Annotated in this window: 18 protein-coding genes; 13 read left to right on the top strand and 5 right to left on the bottom strand. The window is 68.1% G+C overall.

All coding sequences use genetic code 11. From position 1 onward, the window contains the following. Nucleotides 1–790: histidine kinase (locus tag ACNPNP_RS09380; RefSeq protein WP_448965757.1), on the bottom strand; the 790-nt coding region annotated here is incomplete at its 3' end. A 5-nt stretch (nt 791–795) separates the two neighbouring features. Further along, nucleotides 796–1467, bottom strand: coding sequence for a DedA family protein (locus tag ACNPNP_RS09375; RefSeq protein ID WP_448965756.1), 672 nt, complete (start codon nt 1465–1467; stop codon nt 796–798). A 192-nt stretch (nt 1468–1659) separates the two neighbouring features. Between ACNPNP_RS09375 and ACNPNP_RS09370 the strand changes: the two genes are divergently transcribed. Together ACNPNP_RS09370 and ACNPNP_RS09365 are read left to right on the top strand one after the other, a co-directional pair. Next, nucleotides 1660–3258, top strand: coding sequence for an ABC-F family ATP-binding cassette domain-containing protein (locus ACNPNP_RS09370; RefSeq protein WP_448965755.1), 1599 nt, complete (start codon nt 1660–1662; stop codon nt 3256–3258). A gap of 30 nt (nt 3259–3288) precedes the next feature. Next, nucleotides 3289–4026 (top strand): class I SAM-dependent methyltransferase, encoded by a 738-nt coding sequence (locus ACNPNP_RS09365; RefSeq protein WP_448965754.1) that lies wholly within the window; start codon nt 3289–3291, stop codon nt 4024–4026. A 46-nt stretch (nt 4027–4072) separates the two neighbouring features. Here ACNPNP_RS09365 and ACNPNP_RS09360 read toward each other — a convergent pair whose 3' ends face one another. Continuing rightward, nucleotides 4073–4669: a histidine phosphatase family protein gene (locus ACNPNP_RS09360; protein WP_448965753.1), complete on the bottom strand. Its 597-nt coding sequence runs from the start codon at nt 4667–4669 to the stop codon at nt 4073–4075. Nucleotides 4670–4708: 39 nt separating this feature from the next. Continuing rightward, nucleotides 4709–5491 (bottom strand): type I methionyl aminopeptidase, encoded by a 783-nt coding sequence (gene map, locus ACNPNP_RS09355; protein ID WP_448965752.1) that lies wholly within the window; start codon nt 5489–5491, stop codon nt 4709–4711. Between the two features lie 116 nt (nt 5492–5607). On the opposite strand from map, the gene ACNPNP_RS09350 reads away from it, so the two are divergent. The 9 genes from ACNPNP_RS09350 (at nt 5608) to ACNPNP_RS09310 (ending at nt 12659) form a co-directional block, all read left to right on the top strand. Beyond that, complete coding sequence (locus ACNPNP_RS09350; protein WP_448965751.1) at nt 5608–6126, top strand: MFS transporter permease; 519 nt, start codon at nt 5608–5610, stop codon at nt 6124–6126. A gap of 166 nt (nt 6127–6292) precedes the next feature. Continuing rightward, entirely contained in the window at nt 6293–6637 is a 345-nt protein-coding gene (rplS, locus tag ACNPNP_RS09345; RefSeq protein ID WP_307364253.1) for a 50S ribosomal protein L19, read from the top strand. A 124-nt stretch (nt 6638–6761) separates the two neighbouring features. Beyond that, entirely contained in the window at nt 6762–7493 is a 732-nt protein-coding gene (lepB, locus tag ACNPNP_RS09340) for a signal peptidase I (protein ID WP_448965750.1), read from the top strand. Beyond that, complete coding sequence (locus ACNPNP_RS09335; RefSeq protein ID WP_448965749.1) at nt 7490–8149, top strand: ribonuclease HII; 660 nt, start codon at nt 7490–7492, stop codon at nt 8147–8149. The genes lepB and ACNPNP_RS09335 overlap by 4 nt, the downstream gene beginning before the upstream one ends. A gap of 20 nt (nt 8150–8169) precedes the next feature. Then, nucleotides 8170–8496 (top strand): DUF2469 family protein, encoded by a 327-nt coding sequence (locus ACNPNP_RS09330; RefSeq protein ID WP_033107234.1) that lies wholly within the window; start codon nt 8170–8172, stop codon nt 8494–8496. A 93-nt stretch (nt 8497–8589) separates the two neighbouring features. Further along, complete coding sequence (locus ACNPNP_RS09325; protein WP_448965748.1) at nt 8590–8952, top strand: YraN family protein; 363 nt, start codon at nt 8590–8592, stop codon at nt 8950–8952. Beyond that, entirely contained in the window at nt 8949–10478 is a 1530-nt protein-coding gene (locus ACNPNP_RS09320; RefSeq protein WP_448965747.1) for a YifB family Mg chelatase-like AAA ATPase, read from the top strand. The genes ACNPNP_RS09325 and ACNPNP_RS09320 overlap by 4 nt, the downstream gene beginning before the upstream one ends. Beyond that, nucleotides 10475–11638: a DNA-processing protein DprA gene (gene dprA, locus ACNPNP_RS09315; RefSeq protein WP_448965746.1), complete on the top strand. Its 1164-nt coding sequence runs from the start codon at nt 10475–10477 to the stop codon at nt 11636–11638. The genes ACNPNP_RS09320 and dprA overlap by 4 nt, the downstream gene beginning before the upstream one ends. Before the next feature lie 118 nt (nt 11639–11756). After that, nucleotides 11757–12659, top strand: a complete 903-nt coding sequence (locus ACNPNP_RS09310; protein ID WP_448965745.1) for a tyrosine recombinase XerC — start codon at nt 11757–11759, stop codon at nt 12657–12659. Here ACNPNP_RS09310 and ACNPNP_RS09305 read toward each other — a convergent pair. Continuing rightward, nucleotides 12622–13212, bottom strand: a complete 591-nt coding sequence (locus ACNPNP_RS09305) for a murein hydrolase activator EnvC family protein (protein WP_448965744.1) — start codon at nt 13210–13212, stop codon at nt 12622–12624. The genes ACNPNP_RS09310 and ACNPNP_RS09305 overlap by 38 nt on opposite strands. A gap of 315 nt (nt 13213–13527) precedes the next feature. Here ACNPNP_RS09305 and rpsB point away from each other — a divergent pair, with 315 nt between their 5' ends. Together rpsB and tsf are read left to right on the top strand one after the other, a co-directional pair. Next, nucleotides 13528–14427 (top strand): 30S ribosomal protein S2, encoded by a 900-nt coding sequence (gene rpsB / locus ACNPNP_RS09300; RefSeq protein ID WP_448965743.1) that lies wholly within the window; start codon nt 13528–13530, stop codon nt 14425–14427. Nucleotides 14428–14468: 41 nt separating this feature from the next. Then, nucleotides 14469–15296: a translation elongation factor Ts gene (tsf, locus tag ACNPNP_RS09295; RefSeq protein WP_448965742.1), complete on the top strand. Its 828-nt coding sequence runs from the start codon at nt 14469–14471 to the stop codon at nt 15294–15296. The last annotated feature ends 78 nt before the right edge of the window (nt 15297–15374 follow it).

Raw genomic sequence — 15374 nt, 5'->3', positions numbered from 1 at the left:
AACGCGCGGGCGCGGCGAGGTCGTCGAACTCGGCCGCGACCTCGCTGGGAAGATCCGACAGCCGGTATCGGGCGGTGGACGCCTGCACCTGGATCACCGACATGCTGTGCGCGACCACATCGTGCAGTTCACGGGCGATCCGGGTGCGCTCCTCGACGAGTTCCCTGCGGGCCTGCTCTTCCGCGGTGTGCTCGCGCTGCCGGGTGAGCTCGTCGCCCAGGCGCAGCCGCGCTGCCAGCAGCGCCGCGATGAGGTAGATGCCGCCGACGACGGAGGTGGTGACGATGAGGGAGTTCGCGCTCGGCACGGTCGGGAGCATGATCGACGCGACGAGCCCCGACCCTGTGCCCAGCGCGAACATGATCAGGCCGCGGCGCCATCCGTGCTGGAAGGTGAGGGCGGCCACGGTGACGGCGAAGGAGATGAGCATCGGCACCGACCACGGCCACGGCGCGGTGAGCGCGGCATCTCTGCTGATGGTCAGAGGCACCAGTACAGCCGTCACGGTGAACATGATGATCGCCAGGTTCGGGTACCGGACGCCGACGAGCGCGGCAGTGACCGCGACCGCCGCGAGCATCATCATGATCGGAACCGAGCTCGCGTACAGCGCGACGTGCACGGGGACCATGACCGAGTACAGCGCGATCGCGATCACCGAGAGAATCACGACCATCACCGTGCGGCGGCTGATCGGAGGGCGAGCGGCCCTGGCGCGCTCCTTCTGCTCGCGCCGATTCTTCTTCAGTTCGCGCTTGTGCTCGCGTTTCTCGATTCGGGCGGCCCTCATGGGTGTCATCCTGTCACCCCGGCCGGGTCGCCGGCGCGAGCCTCATCGGCGACGACGGATCCGGCGTCGGATGCTGCGACGCCTCGGCGACGGCGGACGGCCGAGGCCACCCGATCGATCACGAAGCCCAGCACCAGCGCGAAGGTGACGCCGATGACGACGCTGAGCAGGGGCTGATCCTCGAGCCAGTGGCCGGCGAGCAGGCCGATGCCTGCGCTGTAGGCCGCCCATGTCACGCCGCCGATCATGCTCAGCGGCAGGAATCGTCGCCACGAGTAGCCGAGCGCGCCGGCCGACATGTTCACGGCGACGCGGCCCACCGGGATGTAGCGGGCGCCGAGGATCAGGGGAGCGCCGTTGCGGGACAGTGTGCGCTGCGCGCGGTCGAAGGCGGCGGCGACCTTGGGACGGCGCATCCATGCGAAGCGGGTGGTGCCGAGTGAGCGGCCGATCGCGTAGGCGATGTTGTCGCCGATGATCGCTCCGAGCGCCGCGACGGCGATCAGGAGCGGGATGTTCGTCTCCCCGGTGGATGCCGCCACCGCCGCAGCGGCGACGAGCACGGTCTCACTCGGAATGGGAGGGAAGAAGCCATCGATCACAGCCGTCGCGAACATCACGAGGTAGAGCCATGGTGAGGCTGCGGCTTGAAGGATGAGGTCGTTGATGATGTCCACCCGTAGAACGTACGTATCGGCCGGGTGCGCACACATCACCCTCAGGTATCGAGGTCGTCATACTGCGGAGGGGTCTTGTCCATGTGCCTGTGGGCGTCCTGACAGACGGGCCGACCTATACTGAGAGGCTGGCCCGGTGTCTTCACACTTCGCGGGCCACTCCACCCCTCCCTGACGAAACGGAGCATCGCTGTGCTTGCCGTGCACGACCTCGAGATTCGCGTTGGCGCCCGCCTCCTCATGGATGGCGTGTCGTTCCGCGTCTCCGACGGCGACAAGATCGGTCTGGTCGGACGCAACGGCGCCGGCAAGACCACTCTGACGAAGGTGCTCGCAGGCGACGTGCTGCCCTCCGACGGCAAGGTCACGAAGTCCGGCGAACTCGGCTATCTTCCTCAGGATCCCCGCACCGGTGACCCGGAGATGCTCGCACGTACGCGCATCCTCGATGCGCGAGGCCTCGGCACGATCCAGCTCGGCCTGGCCAAGGCCGCCGAGGACATGGCGTCCTCCGACCCTGCGGTCGCCGACAAGGCGATGCGCCGATTCGGGAACCTCACCGAGCAGTTCGAAGGACTCGGCGGCTACGCGGCCGAGGCGGAGGCGGCATCCATCGCGAACAACCTCTCCCTGCCGGATCGGATCCTCGACCAGCCGCTCTCGACGCTCTCCGGCGGTCAGCGCCGACGCATCGAGCTCGCGCGCATCCTGTTCTCGGATGCCCAGACGATGATCCTCGATGAGCCCACCAACCACCTCGATGCCGACAGCGTCGTGTGGCTGCGCGAGTTCCTCAAGAACTACAAGGGCGGGCTGATCGTGATCAGCCACGATGTCGAACTCGTCGGCGAGACGGTCAACAGGGTGTTCTACCTCGACGCGAACCGTCAGAGCATCGACATCTACAACATGAACTGGAAGAACTACCTGCGCCAGCGGGTGGCGGACGAAGAACGTCGCAAGAAGGAGCGCGCGAACGCCGAGAAGAAGGCGACGACCCTGCAGCAGCAGGCCGCGCGATTCGGCGCGAAGGCGTCCAAGGCCGCAGCAGCCCACCAGATGGTGGCTCGTGCCGAGAAGCTGCTCGCCGGGCTCGATGACGTGCGCGAGGTCGATCGGGTCGCGAAGCTGCGCTTCCCCAAGCCGGCGCCGTGCGGGAAGACCCCGATGATGGCGACCGGGCTGTCGAAGTCGTACGGCTCGCTGGAGATCTTCACGGATGTCGACTTGGCGATCGACCGCGGATCCAAGGTCGTCGTCCTCGGCCTCAACGGTGCGGGGAAGACGACCCTGTTGAGGATGCTCGCCGGTGTCGATCAGCCGGACACGGGGGAGCTGCAGCCCGGCTTCGGCGTCAAGATCGGCTATTACGCGCAGGAGCACGAGAACCTCGACGTCGAACGGTCCGTGCTGCAGAACATGGTCTCGGCGGCTCCGCACATCACCGAGATGGAGGCGCGACGTGTTCTGGGTTCGTTCCTCTTCACGGGCGACGATGTGCTCAAGCCCGCTGGTGTCCTCTCCGGCGGCGAGAAGACGCGCCTGTCCCTGGCGACCCTCGTCGTGTCCTCTGCGAACCTGCTGCTGCTCGATGAGCCGACGAACAACCTCGATCCGGCCTCCCGCGAGGAGATCCTCGACGCTCTGGCGCACTACGAGGGCGCCGTGGTGCTCGTCTCGCACGATCCGGGCGCCGTGCAGTCGCTCAATCCCGAGCGCGTGCTGATCCTGCCCGACGGTGTCGAGGACATCTGGAGCCAGGAGTACCAGGACCTTATCGAGCTCGCGTAGCCCACCGCGTGCTGCTGTTAGCGTCGAGGTATGACGAGGCAGCAACTGGCGAAGTCGTTCGAGAACATCGGCGAGGAGTACGACCGGTTCCGGCCGGGTTTCCCCGACGCCGCTGCGGCCGAGATCCTTCCGTCCCACGTGCGCGCGGTGCTCGATCTCGGGGCGGGCACCGGCAAGTTCACCGCGCTGCTGCCCGCTCGTGCCGGCCGGGTGATCGCCGTCGAGCCGTCCGAGGCGATGCTCGACGTGCTGCGGGCGAAGCTTCCCGGCGTCGAAGCGATCGCGGCGGGTGCGGAGAGCATTCCGCTGCCGGACGCATCGGTGGATGCCGTCACCGTGGCGCAGGCCTTCCACTGGTTCGACCGGGATCCGGCGTGCGCCGAGATCGTACGAGTGCTGGTGCGGGGCGGGACTCTGGGGCTGCTCTGGAACCACTCCGATCCTGACTGCGCGTGGGACCGCGCCTGCCATCGGATCGCGCACCCGGCCGTGGCCGAGAAGGACGCAACGACCGATTCCGCAGCGGACGAGCTGCCCGGCTTCACCTTCGACCGCAGGGCCGAGATCGCATGGTCGGAGAACATCACCCGTGCCGACTACATCGCCCGTTGGCTCACCGTGAGCAGTTTCCTGGTCGCCGACGACGAGACCCGCGCGCAGATGGTGGCTCGACTCGAGGCGATTCTGGATGCTGATCCCCAGACCGCGGGTCGCACGCGGTTCGAGCTCCCGATGCTGACGGACGTGTTCGTCTACACGGCCTCCTGACCGCGGATCAGGTCCCGTTCGCGAGGGCGCCTGCGCTCCGCCGCGTCTACAGCATCCGTTCCGAGTGGGCGGTGACGTCGAACACCGCTCCCAGCGGATGCCGCAGCGCGAGTGCCTGAGCGGCATTCAGTCCACGCAGCTCTGCGCGCAGCATCCGTCCGATCATCTCGTGCGTGACCAGGACCGGGGTCCCCTCGGCTTCCCAACCGCACGTCGACAGGGCCTTGCGCGCACGACCCCGTGCGATCGCATAGCTCTCGCCGCCGCCGGGAAAGGCCCATCCGTATCGATTCTCCGCGCGGGCCGCCCTCGCTCCCGGGAAGGCCTCCTCGATCTCCGCACGCGTCATCCCTGCCATCGCGCCCATATGGAGCTCGCTGAGCTCCGGCACCTCGATGAGATCGGCGCCGAGCCGCTCGGCGATGATGACCGCTGTCCGCAGCGCTCGGCCCAGCGGACTGGAGCACACCGTGCGCACTCCGAGCGGCACGAGTCGCTCTGCGACCGCCGACGCCTGGGCGATCCCCTCGGCCGTCAGACCCGAATCGAGCTGTCCGTGCAACCGTCCCTCGAGGTTCCACCGCGTCTGACCGTGGCGGACCATCAGCAGGCGCTGCGGCACGTGACGGTCCTCCGGGATCATGCCCTCAGATTGGCATATCCGGACGCGAAACCGGAGTCCTCAGTCCACGCCGAGGAACGAGCGATCGGTGAGCACGATCGGACCGTCCTCTGTGACGGCGATCGTGTGCTCGGAGTGAGCGCCGCGCGAACCGTCGACGCTGCGCAGGGTCCAGCCATCGGGGTCGGTGACGAGTTCGTCCGTGGTGGCGAGCAACCAGGGCTCGATCGCGAACACGAGACCGGCGCGCAGCGGGAACCCGCGTCCCGCGCGCCCGTCGTTCGGGATGTGCGGGTCGCCGTGCATGATGCGGCCGACGCCGTGCCCGCCGAAGTCGGTGTTGATGGAATAGCCCTCGGCGTGCGAGATCGCTGCGATCGCCGCCGAGATGTCGCCGATGCGATGGCCGACCGTCGCGGTCTCGATCGCCGCATCCAGCGCACGCTGCGTGGTGTCGATGAGACGGAGATCCTCATCCCGAGGCGTGCCCACCACGAACGACACGGCGGAGTCGGCGACCCAGCCGTCGACCGAGACGGCGAAGTCCAAGGTCACCAGGTCGCCGTCGCGCAGAGTGTAGTCGTGGGGGAGTCCGTGCAGCACCGCATCGTTGATCGAGGTGCAGATGACCTTGCCGAAGGGGCTGGCGCCGAACGAAGGGTGGTAGTCGATGTAGCACGACTCCGCTCCGCGTGCGCGGATCATGTCGTGCGCCCGCTGATCGATCGAGAGGAGATTCGTTCCGATCCTGGTCTCGTCGCGCAACGTCGCCAGTGTCTCGGCGACGAATCGTCCGGCCGCTCGCATCTCGTCGATCTCGGCAGGGGTGCGCAGTTCGATCATGGTGTTCCTCTCGTCCCCTCCATTCTCTCCGATCTGCGCGGCCTGTCCGATCGCGCCCGTCCATGCTCACAGCGAACACCCGCCGTGCGCGCAGGCGAGCGTCGTACGATCTGAGCATGTGGTTGCGACGCGCTTTCTACCGATGGCTGATGCCGGCGGCTTTCGTGCTGCCGCTGTGGCTGCTGATCGGCTGGGGCATCTTCAACGCCGGGGGATGGGCGTTCCTCTGGGTTCTCTTCATCGCGATCCCGTCCGTCTTCATCGGTCAGCTCACGCTCACACTGCTGGTGCGCGCGCGTGCATCCGTGCGCGAGACGCGCATGGTCTCCTGGTGGGACGTGCTCGGCTTCACGGTGTGGCACGCGCTGACGATCGCGGTCGGATGCTATCCGCAGGCGTGGTTCCCGCTTCTGCTCACCGGAGCCATCGTCGTGGCGCTCGCCATGTTCTGGCTGGTGCTGAGGCAGCTGTGGGACGAGGCGCGCGGTGCGGTCGGCATCAGCGTCACCACTCCGGCCGGCACGATGCCGACAGCCGAGCGGCCGCAGCCTGCGGCCGAGCCCCGGCGCCCGCGGCAGCCGAGCGCTCAGGGCGATGTCTTCGTCATCCGGGAGAAGCCGGCCTCGGAGCACTGATCCGTGTTTTGGCGCCATGCCGGATCCATGGCAGAATAGATCTTTGTGCCGTCACCGGCTCTGCCCCAGGGGAGCCCGCGGTCGCATCATGCGCCGTAAAGCACACATTCACGTAATCCTTCCATTCCATGCATCCGACCTGAGGCGAGTGCAGAGAGAGACGATCATGCAGATCCTGGACGCCGTCGACGCGGCTTCGCTCCGTTCCGACATTCCTGTCTTCAACCCCGGTGACACCGTCAAGGTGCACGTGAACATCACCGAGGGCACCCGCTCCCGTGTCCAGGTCTTCCAGGGCATCGTCATCGGCCGCCAGGGCGATGGCGTGCGCGAGACCTTCACGGTCCGCAAGATCAGCTTCCAGGTGGGCGTCGAGCGCACCTTCCCCGTGCACAGCCCGGTGATCGACCACATCGAGGTCGTCACCCGTGGCGACGTGCGTCGCGCGAAGCTCTACTACCTGCGCGAGCTCCGTGGCAAGAAGGCCAAGATCAAGGAGAAGCGCGGCTGACAGCCGCCCGCTTCTCAAAGGCACCCCGGGACACAGCGTCCCGGGGTGCCTTTGTTCGTCCAGGAGTGTGCGAACCTAGATGATGCCGTCAGAGCGCGGTGCGAAGAACCCCTGAAGGAATGCGATGACGACTGAATCCGCCCCCGACGTGCGCCCCAGGAGGCGACGCGGATTCCTGATCTTCCTTCGAGACGTGCTGGTGATCATCGTCATCGCCGCGCTGGTGTCCTTCCTCGTGAAGACCTTCGTGGTGCGCTCGTTCTACATCCCGTCCGCATCGATGGAGCGCACGCTTCTCGTCAACGACCGGATCCTCGTCGACGAGCTGACGCCGAGGTGGACGGGCTACGAACGCGGCGATGTCGTGGTGTTCCAGGACCCCGGCGGGTGGCTCCCCGCGCACGCGCAGGAGCCGGCAGGCCCGCCGCTCGTCGAAGCCGTCGACTCCCTGCTCACGCTGATCGGCCTCTCCGCCTCCGACAGCGAGGACCATCTCGTGAAGCGCCTGATCGGGCTGCCGGGCGATCACGTGGTCTGCTGCAACTCCCTCGGCCAGATCGAGATCAACGGCGCCCCGATCGACGAGCTGTCCTATCTGAACCTGCCCGAGGGCGATACCGCGGCATCGAATGAGCCCTTCGACGTCACTGTTCCGGTGGATTCGCTCTGGCTGATGGGCGACAACCGCGACCGATCGCAGGATGCACGCGCTCATCAGGACCTCCCCAGTGGTGGCTTCGTGCCGCTGGACAACGTTGTGGGCAAGACCTTCCTGACCACCTGGCCGCTCGACCGGATCGGCACGGTCGACGGCCATCACGACATCTTCAACGGCGTACCGGAACCGCAGGGATGACCGTCGTCGCGCCAACGCTGCGCCTCGAGCGCAAGCTGCTCGCCGAGTTCGACCTGATCATCGCGCTCGACGAGGTCGGTCGGGGTGCACTGGCCGGACCTGTCGCCGTCGGCGCGTCGGTGATGGATGCCGCGGGCTGCAGGCGCCGCGTCCCCGAAGGGCTCCGCGACTCGAAACTCGTCACCGAGAGACGCCGGCCCGACGTGGCGGCCAGGGCTGCGTCGTGGGTGCAGGCCTCCGGTGTCGGCTGGGCCACGGCGGCCGAGATCGATGATGCGGGCATCATGCATGCGCTGGGACTCGCGGCCTCCCGAGCGATCGACGCGGTCGTCGCCCTCGGTGCGTCGCTCGACGGCGCGCTGGTGATACTCGACGGCAACCACGACTACGTGTCCCGTGTGCACCCGGCTCCGCTGGAGGTGCGCTCGGTGATCAAGGGCGACCGCGACTGCGCCTCGGTGTCCGCGGCATCCGTGATCGCCAAGGTCGCACGGGACTCCCACATGACCGAACTGCACGTCGATCACCCCGCATATCAGTGGGATCGCAACAAGGGATACGCGAGCCTCGAGCACCGCGCCGCGATCAGGGACGGTGGCCTCTCGCCCTTCCATCGGGCATCGTGGGCGATCGCCGATGCCCCCACGCTCTTCTGAACTCATAGGATGGACTCATCATGGACGAAGAGGCATTCGACGATTACGACCGCGAACTCGAACTCGCACTGTTCCGCGAGTATCGCGACGTCGTGGGGCAGTTCCAGTATGTCGTCGAGACCGAGCGCCGGTTCTACCTCGCGAACGAGGTGAATGTCGTCCGCCGGGACACGGAGCACGACTTCTACTTCGAGATCTCGATGACCGATGTGTGGGTCTGGGACATCTACCGTGCCGACCGGTTCGTGAAGGCGGTCAGGGTGCTGACGTTCAAGGACGTCAACGTCGAAGAGCTGCAGCGACGGGAGTTCGAGCTCCCCGAGGAGCTGTCGCTCGACGGCAAGTGACTCTTCCGGCACGGTGATTCTTTTCCGTGCGGAATCCACAGCTCGTGCGAATCACGCGGGCGACGATCCGGAGATCGCGCGCATGCTGTCTCCATGGCAGCGAAAGACGACCTCGGTCGCGCAGGTGAAGACCGCGCGGCACAGCACCTGACGGCCCGCGGGTATCGGATCCTCGACCGCAATTGGCGCTGCGCGCAGGGCGAGCTCGACATCGTCGCCGAGCACGACGGCGTGCTGGGGATCGTCGAGGTCAAGACGAGGCGCAGCACCGGTTACGGCCATCCGTTCGACGCGATCGACGAGCGCAAACGGCAACGACTGTGGCGCCTCGGGTACGCGTGGGCGGCCGAGCACCCCGGGCTCGCCGGGCATCGGATGCTGCGCCTCGAGATCATCGGGATCATAGGTGCAAACCCGGCGACCGGTGTGCTCGAGCATCTCGTGGATCTGCGATGAAGACGGCGCGCACCTGGGCAGTGGCGCTCACCGGTGTGGACGGCCATCTCGTCGAGATCGAGGCGGACGTGTCGAATCAGACGCCGGGGTTCAAGATCGTGGGACTGCCGGACAAGGCGCTCGGCGAAGCCGCCCAGCGCGTGCACAACGCCGTGACCAATGCACAGCTGCAGCTCACCCGCCGCCGACTGACGGTGAACCTTTCGCCGGCGAGCCTGCCCAAGCACGGCAGCGGTTTCGATCTCGGCATCGCCGTGTCGGCCGTGGCCACGGGCGGAGTGCTCGACGCCGCGTCGATCGCGCGCACCGTGCACATCGGCGAGCTGGGACTGGACGGCCGGGTGCGCCCCGTTCCGGGGGTGCTTCCCGCGGTGTTCGCGGCCGCACGTGCGGGTTTCGAACGGGTCATCGTGCCTCACGCCAATGAAGCCGAGGCGAAGCTGGTCCCTGGGATGCAGGTGCGCGCGGCGACGACGCTCGCCGAAGTGGCGATGTGGCACGGCGCCGACATCGCGCCGGCAGACGTGGAGCCCGTGGCGGCGGCCGTCGCGCCGCGACCCGAGTCCGAGACGCTCGATCTCGCCGACGTCGTCGGGCAGGAGGAGGCCGTCGAGGCCCTGATCGTGGCCGCGGCCGGCGGGCATCACCTGCTGATGAGCGGCCCGCCAGGAGCCGGGAAGACCATGCTGGCGCGTCGGCTGCCCGGCATACTGCCCCCGCTGAGCGAGGAAGCCGCCCTCGAGGTCGCATCCATCAGATCGCTCTCCGGCGGGTTCGTCGACGTCCTCGACGACCTGCCGCCCCTGGAAGCACCGCATCACAGCACCTCTGTGGCGGCGCTCGTCGGCGGCGGATCGAGAGCCGTCCGGCCGGGTGCGATCGTTCGCGCGCATCGAGGCGTGCTGTTCCTCGACGAGGCCGCCGAGTTCTCGCGTGTCGCGCTGGATGCCCTGCGTCAACCTCTCGAGTCGGGGAGCATCGAGATCGACCGCTCCGGATTCCGGGCGCGATTCCCCGCGCGGTTCCAGCTGGCGCTGGCGACCAACCCGTGCCCGTGCGGCAACCATGGCGTGCGCGGTGCGGAGTGCATCTGCCCGCCGATCGCGATCCGGCGGTACTCCGAACGATTGTCGGGACCGTTGCGGGATCGTATCGACATCGACCTGCAGGTCGCACGCGTCGCCGCCTCGCGTGCGACGACGGCCGAGCGCCCGGTGACGACCTCGGCACACGCCAGGGCACGGGTGCGCGAAGCGCGGGATCGCGCATCCCGGCGCTGGGCGGAGACCCCATGGGCGGTGAACGCCGAGGTGGCCGGATCCCATCTGCGACAGGGGGCCCTGCGGCTCCCGACCGATGTGCGCGCTCCTCTCGACCGTGCGCTCGAGCGCGGACTGCTCACGTTGCGCGGCTACGACCGCGTGCTGCGGTTGGCCTGGACCATGGCGGACCTCGCCGGGGTGGACCGTCCTGGCCGTGACGAGCTCGGGCGCGCGCTCTTCCTGAAGAAAGGACTCATCCCGTGATCGACACGCTGCTCGCAGACACCGAGGCGTTCGCGGCGGCACGTCTCGCCCGACCGGATGACGATCCGGCGCAGACGCTGGCGCGTGTCAGCTGGGGCGTGATAGCCGAGCCCGGCGACGGAGTGGCCGGCGCGCTCATCGCGCGACTGGGCGCCGTCGACGCGCTGCGCGTCGCGCTGGATGATTCGCGATTCGCGCTGTCGGACCGCGTCATCGGCGAAGCGCAGCGGCGTTGGCGGCCACGGGCGAGACAGCGCGACGTCGTGCGGTCATTGCAGGGTGCGCACGAGGTGGGGGCGCGGCTGCTCCTGCCGGGGGATCCGGAATGGCCGGAGTCGATCGACGACCTCGGCGAGCACGCGCCGGTGCTGCTGTGGGTCCGCGGCGACGTCGGCCGGCTGTCCATGACTGAACGGGTCTCGATCGTCGGCGCACGAGCGGCGAGTGCATACGGCGAGTCGGTGGCCTCCGAGTTCGCCGGGGATCTGGCGGCGTCCGGCACCCTCGTGGTGTCCGGGGGTGCGTACGGCATCGACGGAGCGGCTCATCGTGCCGCACTCGGTGTGGGAGGCGGAACGGTCGCGTTCCTCGCCGGAGGGGTCGATCGTGCTTATCCCGCCGGACATCAGCAGTTGTTCGAACGGATCCGATCGACAGGAGCCATGGTGAGCGAACTTCCGTGCGGTGCGGCACCGACCAAATGGAGGTTCCTCGCGCGAAACCGCCTCATCGCCGCGCTGGGCATGGCGACGGTCGTCGTGGAGGCAGGCTGGCGCAGCGGGTCGTTGAACACTGCGGGTCACGCGGCGGCGCTCGGCAGGCCGCTCGGGGCGGTGCCGGGGCCGGTGACCTCAGCGGCGTCCGCCGGGTGCCATCGGCTGCTGCGCGAGTACGATGCGCGCTGCGTGACGAGCACCGAGGAGGTGCGGGAACTGCTCGGTATCGATGCGACGCGTGCGGGCGGCGGCGGCGCGGCCAGGGTCGATCCCGATCAGACCCGACTCATCGACGCGATGAGCACACGCACGCCCCGCTCCGCCGCAGAACTCGCGCGGATCGCCGGGCTGTCGGAGGATCGGGTGCGCGCGCTGCTGGGCCTGCTGTCGCTGGAAGAGCGCGTGCGCGGCGACGAGGCCGGGTGGCGGCTGCGGACCGGGTGAACGCTCCGCGATACGGGTGAGCAGCAGGTTCACTCCGGCATCGTTCTGCGGATCTCACCGTCTCACCGCGACGGCGAGGCGCCTCGTCCCACTGAGCACTGCGAGGCATGCTGGATGCATGGACCTCGATGCCGCAGCCGACGCGTTCACCACGCATCTGGCGCAGGTGCGCCGGCTCTCAGCGGCGACTGTGCGCGCGTACCGCTCGGACCTTCGCGATCTCTCGGATGCGGTCGAGGGCAGGCCGCTCGCCGACGTCGATCTCGAGGCGCTGCGGGACTGGCTCTGGCGTGCCACGCAACGCGGCGACGCCCGTTCCACGCTGGCGAGACGCGCCGCAGCCGCCCGCTCCTTCTTCGCGTGGGCGAAGGACGAGGAACTGATCAGCGTGGATCCGAGCCTGCGCCTGATCGCGCCGAAGCGGGGCCGGACGCTTCCCGCCGTCGCGTCGCAGGACGGCATGAGCACTCTGCTGGACGCCTACCGCGACGCGGCGACCGACGGCGACCCTGCACGTCTTCGGGACCACGCGATACTCGAGCTCCTGTACGGCTCCGGCATGCGGGTCTCCGAGCTGTGCGGGATCGACGTCGACGATCTTGATCTGGATCGCGCCACGGTGCGGGTGCTCGGCAAGGGCTCGAAGGAGCGCGTGGTGCCGTACGGGACACCCGCTCGCGATGCTCTCGGCGCATACCTCACGCGGGCGCGCAGCGCGCTGGCCGCGCGTGCACAACGTCCGACACCGGCCGTCTTCCTCGGAGCGCGCGGCGGGCGGCTCGGCCCGCGCGCCGTCTACACGCTGGTCGCGCAGGCACTCGGACCGATCATCGGCGCCGAGGCGGTCGGACCGCACGCGCTCCGGCACTCCGCCGCCACGCATCTCCTCGACGGCGGTGCCGATCTCAGGGCGGTGCAGGAGATCCTCGGGCACGCGAGCCTGGGGACCACGCAGATCTACACGCACGTCTCCTCGGAGCGGCTCACAGCAACCTACCGACTCGCCCACCCTCGGGCATGAACGCGTCCGTCGAATCGGCGGCCGGACGCTGAGCGCAGCAGGGCAGCAGGATCGCGCGGGGGACATCGCCGAACATCAGCATCGGATTGATGTACACGTCGTCGTAGCGCACGCCGAGATGCAGTTGACCGAGGGGAGTGTGGCCACCGTGCGCGACGACGCCCACCTCTTCGCCTGCGGTGACCGCGGTGCCTGGCGCGAGCGTCGACGTCACGGGCTCGAGCGTCGTCACGATGCCGCCACCGTGGTCGATCGTGACCAGCGGGCGGTCCACCACGACGCCGCGGAAGGCCACGACCCCGGCCCCGGGCGCGCGGACGACGCCGCCCACGGCGGCGTACACGTCGATGCCGCGGTGACCGGGGCCGTAGTCGTGCGCGGGCGCACGGAACGGCGTGATGACGGATCGTCCTCCGTCGACCGGCCACACCCATGGTGGATCCGGCGTCGGCGGTACGAGCGACGCTGCGGGGAGCACGCACAGCAGCAGCACGAGAACGAGGAGGTTCCGCGCCGTGGAGATCCTGGGGTTGCCGCCGCCCTGAGTCCGCATCAGACCATCCTGGGATCTCCGCCGCGGATGCGTGGGGGAGAACCCGCATCCGGGGGAGAATCAGCGAAGACCGCGTCATGTGCAGAAGCAGCCGACGCCGAGGGATCCTGTACACTGGAGGTCGCACCTCGATCATCGGGGTGACTACGCGTGCCCAGAGCGATCGAAGTCCGCACGGACGAGATCGTGGCATCCACCCCCTCAGGTCCTGCTCGCAAGAGCGGGTGGGAGTGCGCCGGGCACCAGGCATGCCGATCATCCGATCGGCGAGAACAACCTCAACGGCGCCAGGCGCGCCAGAACAAGGAGACGACCATGGCTGTGGTCACCATCCGCCAGCTGCTCGACAGCGGCGTGCACTTCGGACACCAGACCCGTCGGTGGAACCCGAAGGTCAAGCGCTTCATCCTCACCGAGCGCAGCGGCATCCACATCATCGACCTTCAGCAGTCGCTGGGGTACATCGACAACGCCTACGACTTCGTCAAGGAGACCGTCGCCCACGGCGGCACCATCCTCTTCGTCGGCACCAAGAAGCAGGCCCAGGAGATCCTGGCCGAACAGGCCACCCGCGTCGGCCAGCCCTTCGTCAACCAGCGGTGGCTCGGTGGTCTCCTCACCAACTTCCAGACGATCTCCAAGCGTCTCGCACGCATGAAGGAGCTCGAGGAGCTCGACTACGAGACGCCCGCGAACAGCGGCTTCACCAAGAAGGAACTGCTGCTCAAGAAGCGCGAGCTCGACAAGCTGCACAAGTCCCTCGGCGGTATCCGCAACCTGACCAAGACGCCTTCGGCTCTGTGGGTCGTCGACGCCAAGCGCGAGCACCTGGCCATCGACGAGGCCAAGAAGCTCGGCATCCCCGTGATCGGCATCCTCGACACGAACGCCGACCCCGACGACTTCCAGTACCCGATCCCCGGCAACGACGACGCGATCCGCTCCGTCTCGCTGCTGACCCGCATCATCGCCGACGCAGCGGCCGAAGGCCTGCAGCAGAAGCACAACCCCGAGTCGGGCGACGCTGAGCCGCTGGCTGAGTGGGAGAAGGAACTTCTCGAGACGCCTGCTGAGGGTGCTGAGGCTCCCGCAGCGGAGACCGCCGCTGAAGAGGCTCCGGCCGCTGAGGCGACCGAGACCGTCGAAGAGGCTCCCGCCGCTGAGGCGACCGAGGCCGAGGCGACCGAGGCTCCGGCCGAGGCCGACGCCAAGTAATTCCGCGTTCACACACATCACGAAGCAAGGAGCCACCACACATGGCCAACTTCACCATCGCCGACATCAAGGCGCTGCGTGAGCAGCTCGGCACCGGAATGGTCGACACGAAGAAGGCGCTCGAGGAAGCCGAAGGCGACCGCGAGAAGGCCGTCGAGATCCTCCGCCTCAAGGGTGCGAAGGGCAACGCGAAGCGTGCCGATCGTTCCACGAGCGAGGGCCTCGTCGTCGCTCGTGAGCAGGACGGCGGCGTCACGCTGATCGAGCTCGCCTGCGAGACCGACTTCGTCGCGAAGAACGAGCGCTTCATCGCGCTGGCCGACAAGGTCGCAGACGCCGCTGCCGCGGCGAAGGCGAACTCGGTCGATGACGCCCTCGCGGCATCCGCAGGCGGCCAGAGCGTCGGAGACCTGATCTCCGAAGAGGCGGCCATCATCGGCGAGAAGGTCGAACTGCGACAGGTGCGCACGGTCACCGGCGACGCCGTCGAGGTCTACCTGCACCGCACCAGTAAGGACCTGCCTCCGCAGATCGGCGTCGTCGTCGCCTACACGGGCAGCGACGCGGAGACCGCACGCAGCATCGCTCAGCACATCTCGTTCGCGAACCCGTCGTACCTCAGCCGGGACGATGTGCCGGCCGATGCCGTCGAGAAGGAGCGCGAGATCGTCACAGAGATCTCGCGCAACGAGGGCAAGCCAGAGGCCGCCCTGCCGAAGATCGTCGAAGGCCGCGTGTCCGCGTTCATCAAGCAGGTCGCCCTGCTCGAGCAGGACTACGCCAAGGACAACAAGCTCTCTGTCGCCCAGGTGGCGAAGGACGCCGGTATCACCGTGACGGACTTCGCGCGCTTCAAGGTCGGCGCGTAGCAGTTGTGAAGGGGTTCGGATCCGATGTGATCCGAACCCCTTTTCCATGCCCACAAGGCACTATCTTGAATCGGGACG

The sequence above is a fragment of the Microbacterium xerophyticum genome, assembly GCF_053543555.1.
Note: the sequence above shows the minus strand (reverse complement) of the source record. Positions and strands in the feature narration are given on the sequence as shown.

Excerpts from the sequence above, each read along its gene's own strand:
- ACNPNP_RS09365 (WP_448965754.1), top strand. The coding sequence starts at position 3,289 with ATGACGAGGCAGCAACTGGCGAAGTCGTTCGAGAACATCGGCGAGGAG.
- ACNPNP_RS09360 (WP_448965753.1), bottom strand. The coding sequence starts at position 4,669 with ATGATCCCGGAGGACCGTCACGTGCCGCAGCGCCTGCTGATGGTCCGC.
- map (WP_448965752.1), bottom strand. The coding sequence starts at position 5,491 with ATGATCGAACTGCGCACCCCTGCCGAGATCGACGAGATGCGAGCGGCC.
- ACNPNP_RS09350 (WP_448965751.1), top strand. The coding sequence starts at position 5,608 with ATGTGGTTGCGACGCGCTTTCTACCGATGGCTGATGCCGGCGGCTTTC.
- rplS (WP_307364253.1), top strand. The coding sequence starts at position 6,293 with ATGCAGATCCTGGACGCCGTCGACGCGGCTTCGCTCCGTTCCGACATT.
- lepB (WP_448965750.1), top strand. The coding sequence starts at position 6,762 with ATGACGACTGAATCCGCCCCCGACGTGCGCCCCAGGAGGCGACGCGGA.
- ACNPNP_RS09335 (WP_448965749.1), top strand. The coding sequence starts at position 7,490 with ATGACCGTCGTCGCGCCAACGCTGCGCCTCGAGCGCAAGCTGCTCGCC.
- ACNPNP_RS09330 (WP_033107234.1), top strand. The coding sequence starts at position 8,170 with ATGGACGAAGAGGCATTCGACGATTACGACCGCGAACTCGAACTCGCA.
- ACNPNP_RS09325 (WP_448965748.1), top strand. The coding sequence starts at position 8,590 with ATGGCAGCGAAAGACGACCTCGGTCGCGCAGGTGAAGACCGCGCGGCA.
- ACNPNP_RS09320 (WP_448965747.1), top strand. The coding sequence starts at position 8,949 with ATGAAGACGGCGCGCACCTGGGCAGTGGCGCTCACCGGTGTGGACGGC.
- ACNPNP_RS09310 (WP_448965745.1), top strand. The coding sequence starts at position 11,757 with ATGGACCTCGATGCCGCAGCCGACGCGTTCACCACGCATCTGGCGCAG.
- ACNPNP_RS09305 (WP_448965744.1), bottom strand. The coding sequence starts at position 13,212 with ATGCGGACTCAGGGCGGCGGCAACCCCAGGATCTCCACGGCGCGGAAC.
- rpsB (WP_448965743.1), top strand. The coding sequence starts at position 13,528 with ATGGCTGTGGTCACCATCCGCCAGCTGCTCGACAGCGGCGTGCACTTC.
- tsf (WP_448965742.1), top strand. The coding sequence starts at position 14,469 with ATGGCCAACTTCACCATCGCCGACATCAAGGCGCTGCGTGAGCAGCTC.